The 19,970-nt window shown below is 33.9% G+C and carries 22 protein-coding genes; 14 read left to right on the plus strand and 8 right to left on the minus strand.

The window, feature by feature from the left end; all coding sequences use genetic code 11:
- Nucleotides 1–36 precede the first annotated feature (36 nt).
- The 3 genes from BBI01_RS22645 to BBI01_RS22655 form a co-directional block, all read right to left on the minus strand.
- On the minus strand, nucleotides 37–198 hold the full coding sequence (locus BBI01_RS22645) for a bacteriocin-like protein (protein WP_165602201.1): 162 nt from the start codon (nucleotides 196–198) through the stop codon (nucleotides 37–39).
- 47 nt (nucleotides 199–245) lie between these two features.
- Nucleotides 246–407, minus strand: coding sequence for a bacteriocin-like protein (locus tag BBI01_RS22650; protein WP_165602202.1), 162 nt, complete (start codon nucleotides 405–407; stop codon nucleotides 246–248).
- A gap of 61 nt (nucleotides 408–468) precedes the next feature.
- The gene (locus tag BBI01_RS22655; RefSeq protein WP_165602203.1) at nucleotides 469–621 is read right to left on the minus strand and encodes a bacteriocin-like protein; all 153 of its coding nucleotides are present in this window, start codon (nucleotides 619–621) and stop codon (nucleotides 469–471) included.
- A gap of 169 nt (nucleotides 622–790) precedes the next feature.
- Here BBI01_RS22655 and BBI01_RS01725 point away from each other — a divergent pair, with 169 nt between their 5' ends.
- Entirely contained in the window at nucleotides 791–1,234 is a 444-nt protein-coding gene (locus BBI01_RS01725) for a hypothetical protein (protein WP_123862047.1), read from the plus strand.
- Nucleotides 1,235–1,324: 90 nt separating this feature from the next.
- On the opposite strand, the gene BBI01_RS01730 is transcribed toward BBI01_RS01725, so the two are convergent.
- Nucleotides 1,325–2,527 carry a C1 family peptidase gene (locus tag BBI01_RS01730; RefSeq protein ID WP_065392964.1) on the minus strand — a complete coding sequence of 401 codons (1,203 nt, stop codon included), beginning with the start codon at nucleotides 2,525–2,527 and terminating at the stop codon, nucleotides 1,325–1,327.
- A gap of 329 nt (nucleotides 2,528–2,856) precedes the next feature.
- On the opposite strand from BBI01_RS01730, the gene BBI01_RS01735 reads away from it, so the two are divergent.
- The 10 genes from BBI01_RS01735 to BBI01_RS01780 all read left to right on the plus strand — a co-directional run bounded on the left by BBI01_RS01735 (nucleotide 2,857) and on the right by BBI01_RS01780 (nucleotide 13,604).
- A complete protein-coding gene (locus tag BBI01_RS01735; RefSeq protein ID WP_065392965.1) occupies nucleotides 2,857–3,375 on the plus strand; it encodes an RNA polymerase sigma factor in 519 nt (172 codons plus the stop codon).
- A gap of 12 nt (nucleotides 3,376–3,387) precedes the next feature.
- A complete protein-coding gene (locus tag BBI01_RS01740; protein ID WP_065392966.1) occupies nucleotides 3,388–5,727 on the plus strand; it encodes a vWA domain-containing protein in 2,340 nt (779 codons plus the stop codon).
- Nucleotides 5,728–5,849: 122 nt separating this feature from the next.
- The gene (locus tag BBI01_RS01745) at nucleotides 5,850–7,868 is read left to right on the plus strand and encodes a vWA domain-containing protein (RefSeq protein ID WP_065392967.1); all 2,019 of its coding nucleotides are present in this window, start codon (nucleotides 5,850–5,852) and stop codon (nucleotides 7,866–7,868) included.
- A gap of 119 nt (nucleotides 7,869–7,987) precedes the next feature.
- Nucleotides 7,988–8,491 (plus strand): GbsR/MarR family transcriptional regulator, encoded by a 504-nt coding sequence (locus BBI01_RS01750; RefSeq protein ID WP_065392968.1) that lies wholly within the window; start codon nucleotides 7,988–7,990, stop codon nucleotides 8,489–8,491.
- Nucleotides 8,492–8,672: 181 nt separating this feature from the next.
- Nucleotides 8,673–9,035 (plus strand): hypothetical protein, encoded by a 363-nt coding sequence (locus BBI01_RS01755; RefSeq protein WP_065392969.1) that lies wholly within the window; start codon nucleotides 8,673–8,675, stop codon nucleotides 9,033–9,035.
- A gap of 5 nt (nucleotides 9,036–9,040) precedes the next feature.
- Complete coding sequence (locus tag BBI01_RS01760; RefSeq protein WP_065392970.1) at nucleotides 9,041–9,853, plus strand: DCC1-like thiol-disulfide oxidoreductase family protein; 813 nt, start codon at nucleotides 9,041–9,043, stop codon at nucleotides 9,851–9,853.
- 37 nt (nucleotides 9,854–9,890) lie between these two features.
- Nucleotides 9,891–10,382: an SRPBCC family protein gene (locus BBI01_RS01765; protein ID WP_065392971.1), complete on the plus strand. Its 492-nt coding sequence runs from the start codon at nucleotides 9,891–9,893 to the stop codon at nucleotides 10,380–10,382.
- Nucleotides 10,383–10,445: 63 nt separating this feature from the next.
- On the plus strand, nucleotides 10,446–11,150 hold the full coding sequence (locus BBI01_RS01770) for a YqjF family protein (RefSeq protein ID WP_065392972.1): 705 nt from the start codon (nucleotides 10,446–10,448) through the stop codon (nucleotides 11,148–11,150).
- Between the two features lie 60 nt (nucleotides 11,151–11,210).
- Nucleotides 11,211–12,110 carry a TIGR01777 family oxidoreductase gene (locus tag BBI01_RS01775; protein ID WP_065392973.1) on the plus strand — a complete coding sequence of 300 codons (900 nt, stop codon included), beginning with the start codon at nucleotides 11,211–11,213 and terminating at the stop codon, nucleotides 12,108–12,110.
- A gap of 51 nt (nucleotides 12,111–12,161) precedes the next feature.
- On the plus strand, nucleotides 12,162–13,604 hold the full coding sequence (locus BBI01_RS01780) for an alpha-L-fucosidase (protein ID WP_065393329.1): 1,443 nt from the start codon (nucleotides 12,162–12,164) through the stop codon (nucleotides 13,602–13,604).
- A gap of 55 nt (nucleotides 13,605–13,659) precedes the next feature.
- Here the strand turns inward: BBI01_RS01780 and BBI01_RS01785 are convergent, their stop codons facing one another.
- Complete coding sequence (locus tag BBI01_RS01785; RefSeq protein WP_065392974.1) at nucleotides 13,660–14,559, minus strand: hypothetical protein; 900 nt, start codon at nucleotides 14,557–14,559, stop codon at nucleotides 13,660–13,662.
- A gap of 322 nt (nucleotides 14,560–14,881) precedes the next feature.
- On the opposite strand from BBI01_RS01785, the gene BBI01_RS01790 reads away from it, so the two are divergent.
- From BBI01_RS01790 to BBI01_RS01800, 3 genes are all read left to right on the plus strand, one after another.
- Nucleotides 14,882–15,145, plus strand: a complete 264-nt coding sequence (locus BBI01_RS01790) for a hypothetical protein (protein ID WP_065393330.1) — start codon at nucleotides 14,882–14,884, stop codon at nucleotides 15,143–15,145.
- 226 nt (nucleotides 15,146–15,371) lie between these two features.
- Nucleotides 15,372–16,760 carry a dihydrolipoyl dehydrogenase gene (lpdA, locus tag BBI01_RS01795; RefSeq protein WP_065392975.1) on the plus strand — a complete coding sequence of 463 codons (1,389 nt, stop codon included), beginning with the start codon at nucleotides 15,372–15,374 and terminating at the stop codon, nucleotides 16,758–16,760.
- A gap of 178 nt (nucleotides 16,761–16,938) precedes the next feature.
- Nucleotides 16,939–17,739, plus strand: a complete 801-nt coding sequence (locus BBI01_RS01800) for a patatin-like phospholipase family protein (RefSeq protein WP_065393331.1) — start codon at nucleotides 16,939–16,941, stop codon at nucleotides 17,737–17,739.
- A 109-nt stretch (nucleotides 17,740–17,848) separates the two neighbouring features.
- Here BBI01_RS01800 and BBI01_RS01805 read toward each other — a convergent pair whose 3' ends face one another.
- From BBI01_RS01805 to BBI01_RS01815, 3 genes are all read right to left on the minus strand, one after another.
- Complete coding sequence (locus BBI01_RS01805; protein WP_065392976.1) at nucleotides 17,849–18,289, minus strand: hypothetical protein; 441 nt, start codon at nucleotides 18,287–18,289, stop codon at nucleotides 17,849–17,851.
- Nucleotides 18,290–18,544: 255 nt separating this feature from the next.
- Nucleotides 18,545–19,249: an ABC transporter ATP-binding protein gene (locus BBI01_RS01810; RefSeq protein WP_065392977.1), complete on the minus strand. Its 705-nt coding sequence runs from the start codon at nucleotides 19,247–19,249 to the stop codon at nucleotides 18,545–18,547.
- 80 nt (nucleotides 19,250–19,329) lie between these two features.
- Complete coding sequence (locus tag BBI01_RS01815; RefSeq protein WP_065392978.1) at nucleotides 19,330–19,887, minus strand: hypothetical protein; 558 nt, start codon at nucleotides 19,885–19,887, stop codon at nucleotides 19,330–19,332.
- Nucleotides 19,888–19,970: the final 83 nt, after the last annotated feature.

Below are 19,970 nucleotides of genomic sequence, written 5' to 3' on the forward strand. Positions count from 1 at the left end.
CCGCTTTCAGAATTTCTGAAGGCGGGTTTTATGTTTTTAAAATCTACAATAGGTTTCTGCCATTTCACAGGTCCAGTAGCTCGGTCCTCCGTTTTCACCTTTATGATGGCAGGCAATTTGTCCTTCCCCACATTGTGGAGCATTCCCGCCATTGATTTTCTTTAATTCTGATTTAGCTAATTTTTTTAGATTTTTCATGTTTTAATAATTTGTTGTAGGTTTAAAATCAAATGTTTTTTTAAAACTTAAGATCTGCATCCGTATTCTACCGGTTCACATACCCAGTAAGCAGGATTGCCATCTGCAGGAGGATAGCGGCATGCTATTTCTCCATATTCACAGACAGGAGCATTTCCTCCATGAACTTTTTTTAGTTCAATTCTTACTAATTTTTTTAAATTTTTCATAGCGAAGAATTTTAATGTTGATTGTTTTTAAGAATGTGTCGTTAAGAAATGACAGAGTGCATTAAAAACATTCTTCAGTAGTTAGAATACATCTCCAACGAGCGCGTCCGCCAGAAAAATATAAACAAGGAGTTGTGTCTGCTGGACAGTCCGGAGCATTTCCTCCATTGATTTTCTTTAATTCGGACTTTGCTAATTTTCTAAGGTTTTTCATGTTGTAGTGATTTGTTAGTGATTACAAATGTAATATTTTTTATGAATACTGCAAGGTTTTTATTTGGATATTGAAATAAGTATAAAATAAATGATATTGCGTTATATCATTTTTCCTTTTCTTTGTTAATCAATTTAAAACTAAAACCATTGTATTTAAAATGAAGTGTTTGAACCGTATTAGCATTGTGTCTTTTTCCATTCTGATCAGCACATTTTCTTGTACCAAAACAGACAATAAACCTGAAGTACAAAAAACACATCAGGATCAGAAAATAAAGGCAGATACAGTGATCACGACCTCAGCTGTATTATTGCTGAGTCCCGATGAAAAAGAGATTGAAGAAATTAAAAAGAAACAAGGAGAAGATAATTTCTATACCATTGCTGATGATGCTAATTATTATTCAGCAGAAATAGATGAAGCAGCTCCCAAAACCATTTATTTAAATCATAGAACCATTGATTTTCCAAAAGAAAACTATGTATTTAGCAAAGATAAATTTGAAGATAAATGGATAGTGATTGATTATAAGGAAGGTGCTCAGCCTAAAATATACTCTTTGGTAGATTATCATCGTCTTATAACCGAAAAGCAATCCTCTGACAGATAAAATAAACGCGCTCCCAATAGTAAAGGAGCGCGTTTTTTAACAGATTTAAATATCTAAAACTGCCACATTAAAAATGACAGAAGTGATTTCTTACAAACCAATGTTTTTTGTTGGTTTTAACTGCTTTAAAATATTCTTTGGAATCGCATTTTTGTGAACCAAAATAGCAGTCGATTTGTACTCTACATATGGTCTTGTTACATAAAGATATCCTGCGAAGTCATTCGTTACTCCCCATGAATTTTTTACCATATAATATTCTTTACCAGTCTGATCTTTTGCCAAACCTACGATGTGCATACCATGATCATCCGTTGTAGAAAGATTATTAAGTCCTTTCTGACGCATATCTTCAGTGATGGTTTTATCTTTTTTAGGCTCAGTAAACAAAGTTTGCTTATTATCAGCATTGATTTGGTCTAAATCCATATCCGGAACATAAGCAACACCGTTTTTGTAAGAGAAATAAGGCTCAGAAACGTCTGTTGCCCAACCTACAGAATATCCTTTATTTACAGCATTATCAATAATCGCTGTAAGATCCTTCATCGGAACATTCCAGTCAGAATCATGGCTCCAGTTATCAGGAATCGGAACTACAAATTTTTGGTAATAAGCATAATCTTTATAAGAAGATAACTCTACATAATCCTCAGCATTGATACCTACTACTTCCTTAGCAAAAGTTTTAGGTGTGTAGTTTTTCCCTTCATATGTGAAGTTTGCAGGTACTTTTCCTAAATATTCATCAAGAATAGCATCTACAGAATCCATCCAGTTGTCAGTAAGCTTTCCTTTAGAAGATGCCTGAACAAGGCTGTCAAGAACTGGCTTCAGTTTTCCTTGCATTTCCTTGAAATTGTTGGTGGTTTGCCCAGGTTTTAATCCTGAATAAACATCTTGAGGAACTGCACCGTATTTTTTGTACATATTGATTACATCATGTAATTCTCCTCCATCACCCCAGCTGATTGCTCCGTTATTTAATACATATAACTTCGCTTTATCATGATAAGAGTTTCTTGCAGTAAAGATTTCAGCAAGATCTACAGGTTTTTTGCCCATTCTCTGCATTTCAGATTCAAGGAAAGAATTTCCTGAGTAGCTCCAGCAAGTTCCTGATGAACCCTGGTTCTTTACAGAAGTAGCTCCAACGTCTTTTAACGTTGTGAACTGAAAATTAGCATTTTGTGAGTGGTTGTTTTTTAACTTATTGATTAAGTCATCTTGGGCAAACATCATACTTCCTGCAGACAAAACAAAAAGTAATGATGCAATTTTCGCGTTTTTCATTACTATAAAAAGATTATTTGTATTAATAGTCGTTCATATTACAGATTTGTTACAACAGGAAAAGTTAAATTTAAAATGAAAGTTTTTTGTTAATAGGGAAAGAAAACAATAGAGTTGGCTGTGGCTAATAGTTCATAAAACAGATAAGTTTAAATAACAGACGTTTAAGAACGCTTGGATAATAAAAATATTAATATATTCTCTTTGCTTTCTCATTCTTCTCAGCTTTCTTTGTCTTTTACAATTTTATCTCTCATCTTCAAAAAAAGTTAATCATGTTTCCAACCCTTGAGAAAGTTCCTGCATCTATAATAGTATAACTTCTGACTATGGAAAAAGAATTATTATCAGAATGCCAACGTAACGACCGCAAAGCACAGCGGAAGGTTTACGAGAAAATGGCGGGCAGGCTGTACTCTGTCTGCAAGCGCTATTTAAAAAGCGATGAAGATATAGAAGAGGTATTAGCAGATACGTTCTATAAAATCTTCACGAAGATCGGACAGCTTCAGAATCCCGATACCTTTGAAGTCTGGGCAAAGAAAATTGCTGTGAATGAATGTCTGCAAAAATTAAGATCAGATAAAGCATTGTTTATTTCTCTGGAAGAGAACATGATTCATTCTTCGGAAGGAACAACGGATCATATTTCCTTTGAAAAAGATATTCTTAACCTTTTAAATTTTCTTCCCGAAGGCTGTAGGGCAATCTTTAATCTCTTTGCAATAGAAGGCTACCCACATAAAGAAATTGCAACAATGCTTTCTATAAGTGAGGGAACTTCAAAATCCCAGCTCAATTTTGCACGAAAAAAATTACAGGAACTTTTGGTGAATCAAAACATTTAAATTTTTACAACAATGGAAAATAATCATATAGATCAACAATTCAATGAAGCTTCCAGGCTTTCAGAAGAACCAACGGTTTTTCCTGGTTTTGAAAAAGTTTGGGAGAAAGTTGAAGAAAAACTGGATCAAAAGAAAGAGAAAAAGAGAATGATTCCGATTTGGCTTCCTTATGGGATTGCTGCGAGTTTAATGATTGGTATGGGGGCTTTTTATTTTATGAATAAAGAAGAAACAACACAATCTGTACAACCAGCAATGGCAGAAAATAAAATAGTTCAGAAGTCTTATTCTAATACAAATATTGTAAAAGCTGACAGTTTAACCAAGGCAAATATTAAGGAAGAAAAAAAGGAAATTCATTCTACAGTTGAAAAATTAGCCACGAATAATTATCCGGCTCCAATTACTGTTACTATTTCCAATCCAAGTCCTGTGATAGCTTACAGACCTGCTGTATCATCTGTTGGAGTACCTCCGCCTGTTATTGAACGCCATTTAGAAACATCTGATAAAGCTGTAAATATTGAAGAAGTAGTCATGATGGGATATAGTTCAAAAGCAAAGAGTGCTTATTCTTCATCAAATGTAAGTATAGTATCAAATACATTAAGCGGAACAACTCCGGGGATATTAGTATCCGGATCGCCAAAAAATGATAAGATCATGATCAGAGGTGTAGCTTCAATTAATCAGGTGAATAATCCATTATATATTGTGAATGGAGAAGTGAAAGATCAAAGCTATTTAAGTGGATTAGATTCAGATTCTATAGAAAATATGCAAGTATTGAAAGGTGAATCAGCCACAAGTTTGTATGGAACCAAGGCGTTGAACGGAGTGATTGTAATAACCACTAAAAAACTTTCAAGAAAGGAAAAAAAGAGATTGAAAAAACTTCAGGAAGAAATTAATAAACAAAAACAATTAACTCCCATTTCAAATAATGAAAGTTATGATGCTTTTGTAGAAAACCCTTTTGAACTGGCACAGAGTCAGCCATTGTCTACCTTTTCCATTGATGTTGATAATGCATCATATTCTAACGTAAGAAGAATGATTAATAATGGAGAAAAGATTAATAAGAATGCTGTAAGAATTGAAGAAATGGTCAATTACTTTAAATATAACTACCCACAGCCCCAAAATGAAAATCCTTTTTCTATCCATACTGAATATAATGAAGCTCCATGGAATCCGAGTCATAAACTGTTGAAAATAGGACTTCAAGGGAAAAGTATTTCTACCGAAAAGTTACCGGCATCCAATCTGATTTTTCTGATAGACGTATCGGGTTCTATGAACGAACAAAATAAGCTGCCATTGCTGAAATCTTCTTTCAAAGTGTTGTTGGATCAATTAAGACCAAAAGATAAAGTAGGGATTGTAGTCTACGCAGGAAGTGCCGGAATGGTTTTATCTCCAACGTCTGCCGGGGAAAAGGCTAAAATTATTCAGGCTTTAGATCAATTACAGGCAGGGGGCAGCACAGCAGGAGGTGCAGGTATTGAACTTGCCTATAAGCTAGCACAGGAACATTTTATCAAAAATGGAAATAATCGTGTGATCATCGCTACAGATGGAGATTTTAATGTAGGAACATCTGCTACCACCGATCTTCAGACCCTTATTGAGGAAAAAAGAAAATCTGGTGTATTCTTAACCTGCTTAGGCTTCGGAATGGGCAATTATAAAGACAATACACTTGAAACATTAGCCAATAAAGGAAATGGAAACTATGCTTACATTGATAATATGCAGGAGGCAAATAAATTTTTAGGCAAAGAGTTTACAGGAAATATGTATGCAATAGCCAAAGATGTGAAAATTCAGATAGAGTTTAATCCCGAATATGTTAAATCTTATCGTTTAATTGGTTATGAAAACAGGAAGTTGAAGAATGAAGACTTTGTGAGCGATAAAATTGATGCAGGTGAATTGGGAAGTGGGCATACCGTTACCGCTTTGTATGAAATTATACCTAATCATGTGAAATCAGAGTTTATTCCTAAAAGTACAGACTTGAAATACACTAAAAATACTTATAAAGAGGAGTTTGGAGATGAATTGGCTACCATAAAGTTCAGATATAAAAAACCTGATGGAGATAAAAGTAAAGAAATGACTCAGATTATAAAAAATGAAAACAATAGAATATCTTCTGCAAGTCAGGACTTTAAGTTTGCATCGTCCGTAGCATGGTTTGGATTGGTAGCTAGAGAATCTGAACTGATTCAGAAAAAGAGTCTTTCAGAGATTGAAGATCTGGCTAAACAAGGAAAAAATAAAGATGAAGAGGGATATAGATCGGAGTTTATCAGGCTTATAGAGACATATAAAACCACTCAAAAATAATTTTGAATATATCTTAAAACTATTTCCCTTTTTAATGCTAAAGAGGGAAATTTTATTGCATTTAAAATTATTCATTGAGATTAAAGAAATTTTAATAATTTTCTTCCCGGAAATTTATAACCATGAAAAAAACTATTATAACCGTTTTAGGGCTTGTCTTATTGGTAAGTTGTAAAACTCAAACTGTTTCAGAACCGTCCCAAAAAACTAAAAAATACAGTGTCCGAAAAGATAAAGATCAGGATGGTATTCCCAATAAAGAAGATCATTGTCCTGAAGTAGCAGGTTTGCCTGAGTTTCATGGCTGTCCCGATACAGATGGAGATGGGATAGCAGATAAAGATGATGCCTGCCCGGATGTAGCAGGACCAACTGAAAATAACGGTTGCCCTTGGCCCGATACCGATGGGGATGGCGTGATTGATAAAGATGACGCGTGTCCTACAGTTACAGGACCTCCCGAAAATAATGGCTGTCCATGGCCTGATACCGATGGAGATGGAGTTTTAGACAAAGACGATGCATGTCCTACTGTTCCTGGGCTTCCTGAATATAATGGCTGTCCAAAACCAAAATCATTGGTGGCAATGGAGATTTCCAGTTCACCGAGAACCTCAAGACCCAACACTAAACAAGGAAAAAACAATAATAGGCAGGAAAGAGAAGTAAGGATCGTTAAAGAAACAATTAAAAATGGAGCCAAAAAAGGTAATTATAAAATTAATTACAGTGACGAAGAATATGCATCATTAGTAGAGAATCCATTTGAGTTGACGAAAAATCAACCTTTGTCAACCTTCTCTATTGATGTAGATAATGCTTCCTATTCCAATATCAGAAGAATGATCAATTATGGAAGTAAAGTCGACAAAAATTCAGTAAGGGTAGAAGAGATGATCAACTATTTCACCTATGATTATCCGCAGCCGGAAAATGATCAGCCATTCTCTATTAATACAGAATATAGTGATGCTCCTTGGAACTCTAATCACAAATTATTAAAAATAGGACTTCAAGGAAAAAAGATATCTATGGATAATCTTCCGCCATCTAATATCGTTTTCCTAATCGACGTCTCAGGTTCTATGGATGCTGAAAATAAACTGCCACTTTTAAAATCATCTCTGAATGTTTTATTAGATCAGCTTAGACCGCAGGATAAGGTAGGAATTGTGGTGTATGCCGGAAGTGCCGGAGTCGTATTGCCATCTACTTCAGCTGCAGAAAAGGAAACCATTATCAAAGCTTTGAATAAATTACAGGCTGGAGGAAGCACTGCCGGAGGAGAAGGTATTGAACTGGCTTACAAACTGGCTCAGGAAAATTTTATCAAAGAAGGAAACAATAGAGTTATATTAGCTACAGATGGAGATTTTAATGTGGGACCGTCTTCTACAGCCGATCTTGAATCATTGATTGAGAAAAAAAGAGAAACCGGGATTTTTCTTACCTGTTTAGGGTATGGAATGGGAAATTATAAAGACAGTAAAATGGAAACACTTGCCGATAAAGGAAACGGAAACTATGCCTACATCGATAATATGCAGGAAGCGAATAAGTTTTTAGGGAAAGAATTTACGGGAAGTATCTATACCATTGCCAAAGATGTGAAAATCCAGATCGAATTTAATCCTACGTGGGTGAAGTCATATCGATTAATTGGGTATGAAAACAGAAAGCTTAAAAATGAAGACTTTATTGATGATAAAATAGACGCTGGTGAATTAGGAAGCGGTCATACCGTTACAGCTTTGTATGAAATTATTCCTGTTGATGTAGAGTCTGAATTTCTTCCAAAAGTAAATAAGTTAAAATATTCTGCCGTTTCATCAAATACAAAAAAATATGATGATGAGCTTGCTACTGTAAAATTCAGATATAAAAAACCAGATGGAGATACAAGTATGGAGATCAGTGAAGTGATTAATAAAACAGAAGTACCTTCTGAGAAGATAAGCCCTGATTTTAAATTTGCATCATCCGTAGCGTGGTTCGGATTGGTTTTAAGAGACTCGAAATTAATTAAAGATAAAGATCTTAATACTATAAGCACACTTGCGAAAGAAGGGAAAAGTGATGATAAAGAAGGATATAGAAGTGAATTTATGAGATTGGTAGAGACCTATAAATCCATTAAATAATAATTAATAAACAGGCATTCACAACGAATGTCTGTTTTCTTTTAAAATTAATTTTCAAAAATTATTGAAAATTCAAAAATTATAATTATATTTGTATCAGAAATTTAAAATAAACCAAAATGCAACTTTCAGAAGCCAAAGAAAAATACATTCAAACCTGGGGAACATTTGCTACCAACTGGGGAATCAATCGTACAATGGCACAAGTACATGCATTGCTTTTGGCGAGCGGAAAACCATTATCTACAGACGAAGTGATGGAGCAGCTGGAAATTTCAAGAGGGAATGCCAATATGAACCTTCGTGCTTTGATTGATTGGGGAATTGTCCGAAAAGAATTTATAAAAGGAGACCGAAAAGAATACTTCGTTGCTGAAAAAGATGTTTGGTATCTTTTCAAACAGATCACCAAAGAACGTAGAAAAAGAGAAATAGAACCGGTGATTTCTTTTTTGGAAGAACTTCGAAATATTGAAGATAACGATACAGAAGAAGCACAGGAATTTATCAAGCTAATGAATGATTTCAGCTCAGTAACCGGTAAAATCAATAATATCATGGATTTAGCTATAAAAAGTGATGATCACTGGCTGGTAGGAAAAATTACCAACCTGTTAAAATAGAATAGAAAGGATGAAAATCCTTTTTTATTTCAAATTAACTTTCAAAAATTATTGAAAATATAATATTTTTTAAATATTTAAAAAATGAAAACATTAATCTTTAAGATCTGGATGTACATTACTTTCCGATCAAAGCATAAAAGAACCAGAGGAGATTTTCTTAATCTTTAAACTAATTACCATGAAAAATTTTATAAAATATGACTTTTATGTACAGCTATTCTTCCTTATAACCGGATGTCTTGTCACTATCATTAAAGGTTGGGATGGATGGATATTGTTTTACTTTATTGTGGGAATACCTCAGTTAATCAGTTCTTTAGTCAGAATTTTTTTAAAAATCAAAATTTCACCACTTTTCCTGATTTATGGAATAACAATACTACCTGTTTGGATTTCTTTAGTAATCCTGATTACAATCGGAATAGATAATGAAGTTACAGCTATTCCAACATATATTGCAATGGCGGCGTTTTTCTATAGTCCTTTTATGGCATTATTGTATGCTCTTGAAAGTCATAATCTGTATCAATCTCTAAAATAAGTATCATGAAAACACTCAAAAACCACACCTTAATCTACGATAACGAATGCCCAATGTGCGCTCTTTATTCCAAAGGTTTTACAAAATGTGGAATGCTGGATGAAGATGGAAGAGAAGCCTTTACCGAAATATCTGTCAGAAATAAAAATCTGGTAGATTTTAACCGGGCAAAAAACGAAATTGCTTTGGTAGATCATGATCATAATACAGTCATTTATGGTTTGGATAGCTTACTTACCATTATCGGAAGCTCCTTTCCTTTACTGGAAAAAATAGCAAGAATACAGCCTTTGTATTGGTTTTTCAAAAAGCTTTATTCATTTGTGTCTTACAATAGAAAACAGATTATTCCATCTGCAAAAGATAATACTGATCAATCCTGTGTTCCGGACTTTAATTTAAAATACAGATTAGGTTATATTACATTTGTTGTACTATTTTCAGCTTATATTTTAAATCTGTATTCTGCAAAAATGGGACTGAATTTTACTTCCAGTTTTCTAAGAGAACTGACAGTTTGTTTAGGGCAAATTCTTTGGCAAACCTTCTTTTTGAAAGCGTATTTAAAAGAGAAAATCTGGGATTACCTTGGCAATATGATGACGGTTTCATTAATAGGAACATTGCTTTTAATTCCTGCTTTATTTACCAATTTCAATCTGATTTTTTATCTAGTCTACTTTGCAATCGTAGTACTGACCATGTTTTTGGAACATTTAAGAAGATGTAAAATATTAAAACTGAATTATTTCCCTACCATTTCATGGATATTATTTCGAATGACTGCCTTGGCAATCATTATTCTCTTAACTATTTAACAATAAATCAGATAAAACTGAATAAAACACTGTTATCATGTCTAGAATTTATTTAGAAACTTATATTAATGCAGACGTTCAAACTGTTTTTGATCTGGCAAGAAATATTGATTTGCATCAAAAATCTACCTCAAAAACAAATGAAAAAGCAATTGCAGGACGTACCTCTGGCTTAATTGAGGAAAATGAAACCGTAACCTGGAGAGCGAAACATTTGGGAGTATATCAAACCCTTACTACGAAAATCATCTGTATGGATAAACCTCATCAGTTTACCGATGAAATGCAGAAAGGAGCATTTAAATCTCTTCGTCATCAGCATATTTTTAAAAAAGTAGAAGGTAAAACCCTGATGATCGACATCTTTGATTTTGAATCACCACTTGGAATAATAGGTAAAGCATTCAATAGAATCTTCCTCAAAAATTATATGAAACAATTCCTTATTGAAAGAAACAAATTAATAAAAGCCACCGCAGAATCCGCAACAATGAGTCACAACGTGACGACTTACCCCAGGATAGAATAAAATTCTATCAACCTAATATCAGAACATCACAACATACCACCAAAACCATCAAATAAAAGCATCATGAATTTTTTAAAAGCAGAATGGAGAAAATTAGCCATCATCAATTACGAAATCAATCCTGATATATTGCAGAAGTACCTTCCTGAAGGAACAGAACTGGATTTTTATAAAGGTAAATGCTATGTGAGTTTAGTAGGCTTCATGTTTTTAAATACAAAATTATTAGGGTTGCCCATTCCTTTCCACCGCAATTTTGAAGAAGTAAATCTCAGATTTTATGTCAAGAAAAATGAAAATGGAATCTGGAAAAGAGGAGTGGTTTTTATCAAAGAAATCGTTCCGAAGCCAGCTTTGAGTTTTGTGGCAAATTCAGTTTACAAAGAAAATTACCATACGATGCCGATGAAAAATGTGATCCGTGAAAAAGACGGCGAATTGTTGATCAGATATTCTTGGAAAGATAAAAGCTGGCATTCTATTGAGATAAAAGCAGAAACCAACGCACAACCGATGGAAGAAAACTCAGAATTTGAATTTATTACAGAACATTATTGGGGATTCACCAAAAAAGAAGATAAAACATCTGAATATGAAGTCTGTCATCCAAAATGGGACTGTTATCAGGTGAAGGAACATCAGCTTGACATAGATTTTCATAAGATCTACGGTGAAGAATTTGAATGTCTGAATCATCAGATACCAATTTCAGTAATGCTGGCTGAAGGCTCTGAAATAGAAGTGAAAACGAAAAAATATACTATTTAAAAACAGTAATCAGATTTAGAGCAAACAACATTTTATTTCTGAATTTAAAAATAAACAAAGATGAAAATAATCATAGCAGGAGGCACCGGATTCCTTGGCGAAAACTTAGAAACATATTTTACGGAGAAAGGAAATCAGGTTTATATTCTGACCCGTAAACCTCAACGTGAAAATGAAATCTATTGGGATGCAAAAACAATAGGAGACTGGAAAAATATGCTTGAAAAGACAGATGTTCTTATTAATCTTACCGGAAAATCTGTTGATTGCCGTTATCATGATAAGAACAAACAGGAAATATACTCTTCAAGAATCAACAGTACGAAAATATTACAGGAAGCAATAGATCAATGTACGGAAAAACCGAAACTTTGGTTGAATGCCAGTTCTGCAACCATTTATGTACATTCAGAAAACCATTTGAATACAGAAGAAAATGGAGTCATTGGTGATGATTTTTCAATGAATATCTGTAAAAGCTGGGAAACAGAATTTTTTAAAGGTAAAAATGAAAAAACAAGAAAAGTAGCACTTCGAACTTCAATTGTGCTTGGTAATAATGGTGGTGCTTTTCCAAAATTAAAAACGATTACAAAACTAGGTTTAGGCGGGAAACAGGGGAGAGGAAATCAAATGGTAAGCTGGATTCATATTGATGATTTCTGCAATGCTATTGATTGGATTATTCAGAATGAAACGATCACTGGACCAATAAATATAACGGCTCCGGCTCCGATATCCAATGAAATGATGATGAATCAGCTGAGAAAAGCTTATAACGTTCCTTTTGGGGTCAATGCTCCAGTCTGGCAGCTTGAAATTGCTTCCATATTCATGAAAACCGAAACAGAATTATTACTGAAAAGCCGAAATGTATACCCTGAAAGACTAATGAAAAGTGGCTTCAGATTTTTCTTTCCAACATTTGATGAAGCAATTCATAATCTGTTAAAAATCTAATATTTGTGCATGTGTGAAAGGATAATTAAATTAGCCAAAAACTACTTTCACATGCTTATCAAACAAAAAGCGAAGATTATATTCCTTTCTTTTATTCTTTCCAGTTCAGTTTTTTTTTCACAGGCACATAATGTTTCCGAAGGATATCAAAAACCTGCGGATCCACTTGTTGTACAGAATTTGGAAGAATGGCAGGATCTGAAGTTCGGGTTGTTTATGCATTGGGGAACCTATAGCCAGTGGGGAATTGTTGAAAGTTGGAGCTTATGCCCTGAAGATGAATCCTGGACCCAAAGAAAACCGGAACATGGAACGTCTTACAATGAATATGTGAAGAACTATGAAAAACTGCAGACCACTTTCAACCCTCTACAGTTTAATCCTCAGAAATGGGCAGATGCAGCTAAGAAAGCAGGAATGAAATACATAGTTTTCACAACGAAACATCATGACGGTTTTGCTATGTTTGATACAAAACAATCCGACTATAAAATAACATCATCCAAAACACCTTTTTCAGGTAACCCGAAAGCAGATGTAACGAAGGAAATTTTCAATACATTCCGAAAAGAAGGATTCAAAATTGGAGCTTATTTTTCAAAACCGGACTGGCATTCCGATGATTACTGGTGGTCTTATTTTCCTCCGAAAGACAGAAACGTGAACTATGATCCCCAAAAATATCCTAAAAAATGGAATAGTTTTAAGCAATATACATTCAACCAATTGAATGAAATAACCTCTAATTACGGGAAAATTCATATTTTATGGCTGGATGGAGGCTGGGTTCGTCCTTTTCATACCATTGATCCCAAGGTAGAATGGCAGCGTACCATAAAAGTAGAGCAGGATATTGATATGGATAAAATAGGAACGATGGCAAGGAAAAATCAACCCGGAATTATCATTGTAGATCGTACTGTTTCTGGGAAATGGGAAAATTATGTCACTCCCGAGCAGGCTGTTCCGGAACATACACTTTCTATTCCTTGGGAAAGCTGTATTACAATGGGAGACTCATTCTCTTATGTTCCTAATGACAATTATAAATCCTCCCAGAAAATCATTGAAACGTTGATCAAAATTATCTCAAGAGGCGGAAACTACCTAATGAATATTGCTCCCGGACCGGATGGAGATTATGATGCTATTGTTTATGAAAGACTGGCAGAAATTTCAGATTGGATGAATAAGAATCAATCCGCTGTTTTCGCTACCAGAATTATTGCGCCTTATCACGAAGGAAACATCTATTATACACAAAGTAAAGATGGGAATACAATCAATGTTTTCCACCTTAATGAAGATTCAGAATATCATGCACCTGCTGAAATCAACTTTTCACTTCCTCAAAATTTTAATCCAAAATCTTTAACAATTCCTGGAATATCTTCTAGAATACAATGGAAAAAAATAGGTGATAATATAAGAGTAAAACTCCCGGATAACAGAAAGAATTTAAAATATGCTACTGTAATCCAGATGCAGAAATAAAAAAGAGCAGAAAATAAATCCCGCTCTTCAATGAATTATAAAAACTTAAAGGCTTTTAATACTTTCTGGCTAATAGTACGTTCAATAGGAATGTACCTGCCCAGTTACTGTTTGTCCCTCCTTCTGTTCCCATAAAATCTACACGGGCAACAGATACTGTAAGTCTGGTTTTTCCGCCTACATTGGCTAAACTTACAAATGAAGCAGTAAATACATCGGGGTAACTTGAATTGTTTCCTGCCGTAAGGATAGGATACATATTAGTTATATTAAATGCAGGTCCCTGGTACTCATAGACAAGGGTCATTCTACTGCTCTTTGTAAAACCGGTAACAATAGGTGTAGCATTTACAGCACCGAATGATGAACTTACAGATGTCTTACTGATGACCCACCATGTGTCAGCTCCTGTTCCGGTATCAAAAGAAGTATTCGTATGATTTGACCAGTCAGGAACCGCAGAACTCGCATTATTGTGAGGTGGGATTGTAAGCTGTGCTCCATAAATTTCGACATTACTTGGCTTGGGAAGAACAGTAAATGATAAATCCCAGGTTCCTCCAGTGGTATTACTGTTGTTAACCACTTCAGCATAGGCACCCAAAGGAATCACAAAAGAGGAAACAGGGGTATTATCTATTCTCAATGTATTACCACTTGAAGCCTGTAGAGTAATGTTTGATGTAGAAATATTTTTGATCTTATAGATCCTTCCTGTATAGCTCGTAGTACCACTTCCGATTACAGGAAGAGTGAACGTAGCATTACTCGTTCCGTTGTATGTAATATAATGATCTGTAGCTAAAACATTATACGAAGTAGCTGTTACCTGTTTATAGCCTGCACCTAGTGATCCGTTCACAGCTAAAGTACTGTTGGGAGTGGTTGTGTTAATACCTACCTGCGCATTTAAAAATACTCCTCCAAATAAAAGAATTGAGATGTACCTTTTCATTTTAATTTTATTTAAGTGGTTTCAGTATAAAAATATTAAAAAAATACATCATAGTACATTTTTTTACTATTAAAAATTAATTAAAAATGGTGTTTAATGTTTTTATTCTTTATTGAAAGTGTTTTGCATGTTATTGTATAATGAAATAATTCTTTCTATAGTAATGATTTTATTCTTTCTTTACCTATCATGTGGTACCATAGTACGAAAATTACATCGAATTTTTATAAATAATGGTATGATATATGTTTATTTATACATAAACCTGAATGAATTTAGTTGGTTAATGAATCAGTTTATCCATTCAAAAATATTAAACATTATGAAAAAGTTACTTATTTCAACCTTGTTACTATTAGGTTTATCAACAAATGTTTTTGCTCAGAAACATCCACCAGCTCCACCGCATCCTTCAAAAAGTGAACTAATCAATCTCAAAGCAAAGGAATTGGATAAAAAATACAATACCGAAAAGAAACTGATCCTGAATCATCCCCTTGCTACTAAACAGATGAAAAGAGATCAAATGAATGCTTTAAATAAAAGATATCAGGCTGAAAAACGATTGCTTAAACAAGCGAAATAATACAGATTTCTTACACTTATTTAAATTTGACGAGTAAAATTTAGTAGAGATAATTTTACGATATTTATAGTTTAAAATAATTTTTATTGAAATAGGATGCTTTTGTGTTCTCTTTTTTTATTTAAAATTTAAGAAAAAAGGCTTATTGGTGGATTTTAAGATCGGTTTGTAGAAACATGAAACATCCAATATTTTTCCTTAAATTCGCATAAAAATTTTTAAAGTAATGAATTACGATATTATTGTCATTGGAAGTGGTCCTGGTGGATATGTTACTGCGATCAGAGCAGCACAATTGGGTTTCAAAACCGCAATTATCGAGAAAGAAAATTTAGGAGGAATCTGCCTTAACTGGGGATGTATTCCAACTAAAGCTTTATTAAAATCTGCTAAGGTTTTTCATTATATCAACCATGCTGAAGATTACGGATTAAATAAAGTGGAAGCAAGCTTCGAATTCCCGAATGTTATTCAGAGAAGCCGTGGTGTTGCCAGCAAAATGAGCAAAGGAATCGAGTTCTTAATGAAAAAGAACAAGATTGACGTAATTCTTGGTACTGCAAAAGTACAGAAAGGTAAAAAAGTTTCTGTTACAGATAAAGATGGTAAAGTTGTAGAATATACTGCAAACCATATTATCATCGCTACAGGGGCTCGTTCAAGAGAATTACCAAACTTACCACAAGATGGTAAAAAAGTAATCGGATACAGACAGGCATTATCTCTTCCTGAGCAACCAAAATCTATGATCGTTGTAGGTTCTGGAGCTATCGGAGTAGAATTTGCTGACTTCTATAACACAATGGGAACTAAAGTAACTGTTGTTGAATTTATGCCAAACATCGTTCCTGTAGAAGATGAAGAAATCTCTAAACACTTAGAGAAATCTCTGAAAAAATCAGGAATCGAAATCATGACAAATGCTTCTGTAGAAAGCGTAGATACAACTGGTGAAGGAGTAAAAGCTAACGTTAAAACTGCAAACGGAAACATCACTCTTGAAGCTGATATCTTATTATCTGCTGTAGGTATTGCTGCTAACATCGAAAACATCGGTTTAGAAGAAGTAGGAATCCAGACAGATAAAGGAAGAGTATTGGTAAACGAATGGTACGAAACTTCAGTACCTGGTTACTATGCAATCGGTGATATCATCCCAACTCAGGCATTAGCTCACGTTGCTTCTGCTGAAGGTATTACTTGTGTAGAGAAAATCAAAGGTATGCACGTTGAGAAAATCGACTATGGTAATATCCCTGGATGTACATACTGTCACCCTGAAGTAGCTTCTGTAGGTCTTACAGAAAAGCAGGCTAAAGAAAAAGGATACGAAATCAAAGTTGGTAAATTCCCTCTTTCTGCAAGTGGTAAAGCTACTGCAAACGGAAATACAGACGGATTTGTTAAAGTAATCTTTGATGCTAAATACGGTGAGTGGTTAGGATGCCATATGATCGGTGAAGGAGTTACTGATATGGTTGCTGAAGCTGTAGTAGCTAGAAAACTGGAAACTACAGGTCACGAGATCATCAAATCTATCCACCCACACCCAACCGTTTCTGAAGCGATCATGGAAGCAGCAGCAGCAGCTTACGGAGAAGTGATCCACATCTAATCTGATATACAGAAATTATATAACAAAAGCCCAGAGAAATCTGGGCTTTTTTCATTCGTAGTATTTACTGACTATTAAAGCAATCTTTTTAAGCGGGATTTTATTAAAATAAATTTAAATTAAACATATTTATAAAAATTAATAACATTATCTCATCATGATTCCTTACATTTATTCTATGAATTTTGAGAAAGTAGGACTTGTTTTGTCAGGCGGCGGTACCAAAGGAATCGCTCATGCAGGGGTATTAAAATTCTTGAATGAAAAAAACATAGAAATAGACATTCTTTCATGTTGTAGTGCAGGATCTATTGTAGGATGTCTGCATGCTGTCGGAAAGACTCCGGAAGAAATTATGGAGTTTTTCAATTCAGTGTATTTTTTCAATTGGAAGCACTTTACATTCAATCAGCCGGGATTGGTTTCCTCAGTGATTTTCAGAAATTATCTTAAACCTATTTTTCATGATATGAAATTGGGGGATTTGGATATAGAAGTTAAAATTGTAGCTACAGAACTGGTTTCAGGAACTCAGAAGATTTTTGATAAAGATTTTGAAGTGGTGGATGCTATTATTGCTTCATGTTCCATTCCGGGGATTACGACTCCTTATATTATTGGTGACGAAATGTATTGTGATGGAGGAGTACTGAATAATTTCCCTGCTGATATTATCAGAGAAGATTGTGATAAACTTATCGGGGTTTTTGTATCACCACCTAATGATGCCAAAATTAAAGACCTGAATTCTATAAAAGCAATTGTTTCCCGTTCTTATGATCTTCTTTCGTACAGAATAGAAAAAGTGAAATTCGATTATTGTGATTGGTTTATTTCCTCTCAAAAACTATCTAATTACGGAACTTTTGAACGTGGGAAAGACAGACTTGAACAAATATTCAATATCGGATATAAAGCAGCGAAGGAAAGCTATGATGACAGCCGTTTTCTTACAGAACTGAGACAATCTGGAACATAAATAAAAAACTGAAAGAGGAAAGTACTGAAAAGAGATCAAAAAATAGTTTCATAACTATATTTTAATTCAAAACCTTCTTCTTCCAGTTTTTGTCTGAACTAAACTTATATTAATTTTTAACGACTAATCCGTCCTGACGTACGATTTCGCGATCATTACCATCATAGACAACAAGTGTATAAGGTGCTTTTTTTGCAGAATTAGTCAGATAATTTCTCCAGATCTGATAATTATGTCCTTCATTATTGAAATTGAAGTAATAATTTCCTCCAGTTCCATCAGGAATTAATTCTCCGTCACTGATGATCATACTTGGTTTAGCCGTAATCTTTGTATTGGCATTCCAGGATTGATATAAATATTTGCCATTAGGCTGTTTATCAATTCTGATCTTAAACTTTTTAGTTTTAATAATTACCGTTTTAGGCACCTGCTGATTCACCAAATTGGTAATAGATGTGTTGATTTTTAAATCATTTGGTGTTTCCTTAGCATAAGCAAAAGAAAGCTGTGCTAATGTAAAAGTTCCTAATAAGAAATACTTAATCATATTGTAATGGTTATTGGTTAACTGCTCAAACCTCATCAAATATAAAGCCAATGTTTTATGAATGAAGGAGAGCTCAATATTGAGGCTTTATACTAAGGTTTTTTGATTTTATGAAAGGGTAAAATGGTAAAGCTAAAATTCCTGCGAAATTATAAAATCTGTAAAAAATTTAAAAATACAGTTTATCATTTTGCAGGAATTTAAATTAAGTAAAGCTTACTTATTATACTCATTAAAAAAAAAAGGAGTATATTTCTATTTTGTAACAGCGGTATAGCTTGCAAAAGCTTCCTCTAAGCTGTCAAATTTCCCTTTAAATTCATCAATAGGGCAATCCTGAAGAATATTTCCTTTGTGAATAAGAATAACCCTTGAACAAAGTGCTTCTACTTCCTGCATAATATGAGTGGAAAGCAAAACTGTTTTCTGCTGTCCGATCTCTTTTACAACATTTCTGATTTCTAAAATTTGGTTAGGGTCAAGTCCGTTAGTTGGTTCGTCAAGAATTAATAAATCCGGTTGATGGATAATAGCCTGAGCCAATCCTACACGTTGTTTATACCCTTTTGAAAGTTGTCCTATTTTTTTTGATTTTTCCGGAGTAATTCCTACCAGCTCGATAACTTCATCTACCTTAGATTCTGGAATTTTATGGATGTTGGCAACAAACTGAAGGTATTCTTTTACATACATCTCCAGATAAAGAGGATTGTTTTCAGGAAGAAAACCTATTCTTTTCTTACTTTCAATTTCATGAATGGAAATGTTTTTTCCATTAAAAATTATTTCACCTTCATCTATCTTTAAGGCACCTACTATGGATTTCATCAAGGTAGATTTTCCTGCACCATTTGGTCCCAGAAGACCAATGATTTCATTTTTATCAATGGATATATTGATGTTGTTTAAAGCAGTTTGTTCACCAAATTTTTTAGTTAAATTGATTATCTGAAGCGGCATAATTTTTAATGTCTTTCTGCAAAAATAAAATAAAAAAACTCATTCTATTGAATGAGTTTCGCAATATTTTTAAAATATAATTATTTTCTCGCTTTTTTCTTCGTTCCGGAAGCTGGGGCTGCGGTAGAAGCTGTATTTGAGCCTCCTTTTGTAGCACTTCCCTGAATGCCTGCAGGCTTGTCGTACATTGAATATTTTCCGTTCGTTCTTCCAAAAATTTTGTCAATCTGTTTCTGTGTTAAAAACTGAGATTTTCCAACATATTTTCGATTCTTATTGATGTACTGAATGAATTGCACAGTGGGCTGACCATAGTTTCTTTCATAATTCAGCTCAATAATGTCATTAGGAAGTTCTAATACTACGTTTGCCTCAGGAGCAGATACAAAACCGTCGCTGATGAGTTTATACAGTCCGGAAACATCTCCATTCAGATTTTGAAATGAAAAAGATCTGATCGTATTCAGGTTGCTTGTGTTCAGGTCTTGGTAGTTGACAGTGAATTTGTCTTCTTTTTTATATAAACCAACGGAGTTATCTTTTCCGATTTCCACCAAACTTTCATTTTTCAATACTTTAATCTGAGAGAAAACCGAAATACTGAACATACATATAATAAGTAGAATTATTTTTCTCATAGAATGAATTTTAATGTTTTATCAATTGGTGCACATAAACTTACGAATAAAAAAGCTAAGACACAATTTTGTTCGCTTACACA

This window comes from Chryseobacterium artocarpi, from assembly GCF_001684975.1.
GTDB lineage: Bacteria > Bacteroidota > Bacteroidia > Flavobacteriales > Weeksellaceae > Chryseobacterium > Chryseobacterium artocarpi.

Coding starts and splice junctions, on each gene's coding strand:
- BBI01_RS01815 (WP_065392978.1), bottom strand. CDS start 19,887: ATGAGAAAAATAATTCTACTTATTATATGTATGTTCAGTATTTCGGTT.
- BBI01_RS01745 (WP_065392967.1), top strand. CDS start 5,850: ATGAAAAAAACTATTATAACCGTTTTAGGGCTTGTCTTATTGGTAAGT.
- BBI01_RS01805 (WP_065392976.1), bottom strand. CDS start 18,289: ATGATTAAGTATTTCTTATTAGGAACTTTTACATTAGCACAGCTTTCT.
- BBI01_RS22645 (WP_165602201.1), bottom strand. CDS start 198: ATGAAAAATCTAAAAAAATTAGCTAAATCAGAATTAAAGAAAATCAAT.
- BBI01_RS01740 (WP_065392966.1), top strand. CDS start 3,388: ATGGAAAATAATCATATAGATCAACAATTCAATGAAGCTTCCAGGCTT.
- BBI01_RS22650 (WP_165602202.1), bottom strand. CDS start 407: ATGAAAAATTTAAAAAAATTAGTAAGAATTGAACTAAAAAAAGTTCAT.
- BBI01_RS01755 (WP_065392969.1), top strand. CDS start 8,673: ATGAAAAATTTTATAAAATATGACTTTTATGTACAGCTATTCTTCCTT.
- BBI01_RS01765 (WP_065392971.1), top strand. CDS start 9,891: ATGTCTAGAATTTATTTAGAAACTTATATTAATGCAGACGTTCAAACT.
- BBI01_RS01800 (WP_065393331.1), top strand. CDS start 16,939: ATGAATTTTGAGAAAGTAGGACTTGTTTTGTCAGGCGGCGGTACCAAA.
- BBI01_RS01735 (WP_065392965.1), top strand. CDS start 2,857: ATGGAAAAAGAATTATTATCAGAATGCCAACGTAACGACCGCAAAGCA.
- BBI01_RS22655 (WP_165602203.1), bottom strand. CDS start 621: ATGAAAAACCTTAGAAAATTAGCAAAGTCCGAATTAAAGAAAATCAAT.
- BBI01_RS01780 (WP_065393329.1), top strand. CDS start 12,162: ATGCTTATCAAACAAAAAGCGAAGATTATATTCCTTTCTTTTATTCTT.
- BBI01_RS01785 (WP_065392974.1), bottom strand. CDS start 14,559: ATGAAAAGGTACATCTCAATTCTTTTATTTGGAGGAGTATTTTTAAAT.
- BBI01_RS01730 (WP_065392964.1), bottom strand. CDS start 2,527: ATGAAAAACGCGAAAATTGCATCATTACTTTTTGTTTTGTCTGCAGGA.
- lpdA (WP_065392975.1), top strand. CDS start 15,372: ATGAATTACGATATTATTGTCATTGGAAGTGGTCCTGGTGGATATGTT.
- BBI01_RS01810 (WP_065392977.1), bottom strand. CDS start 19,249: ATGCCGCTTCAGATAATCAATTTAACTAAAAAATTTGGTGAACAAACT.
- BBI01_RS01760 (WP_065392970.1), top strand. CDS start 9,041: ATGAAAACACTCAAAAACCACACCTTAATCTACGATAACGAATGCCCA.
- BBI01_RS01770 (WP_065392972.1), top strand. CDS start 10,446: ATGAATTTTTTAAAAGCAGAATGGAGAAAATTAGCCATCATCAATTAC.
- BBI01_RS01750 (WP_065392968.1), top strand. CDS start 7,988: ATGCAACTTTCAGAAGCCAAAGAAAAATACATTCAAACCTGGGGAACA.
- BBI01_RS01790 (WP_065393330.1), top strand. CDS start 14,882: ATGAAAAAGTTACTTATTTCAACCTTGTTACTATTAGGTTTATCAACA.
- BBI01_RS01775 (WP_065392973.1), top strand. CDS start 11,211: ATGAAAATAATCATAGCAGGAGGCACCGGATTCCTTGGCGAAAACTTA.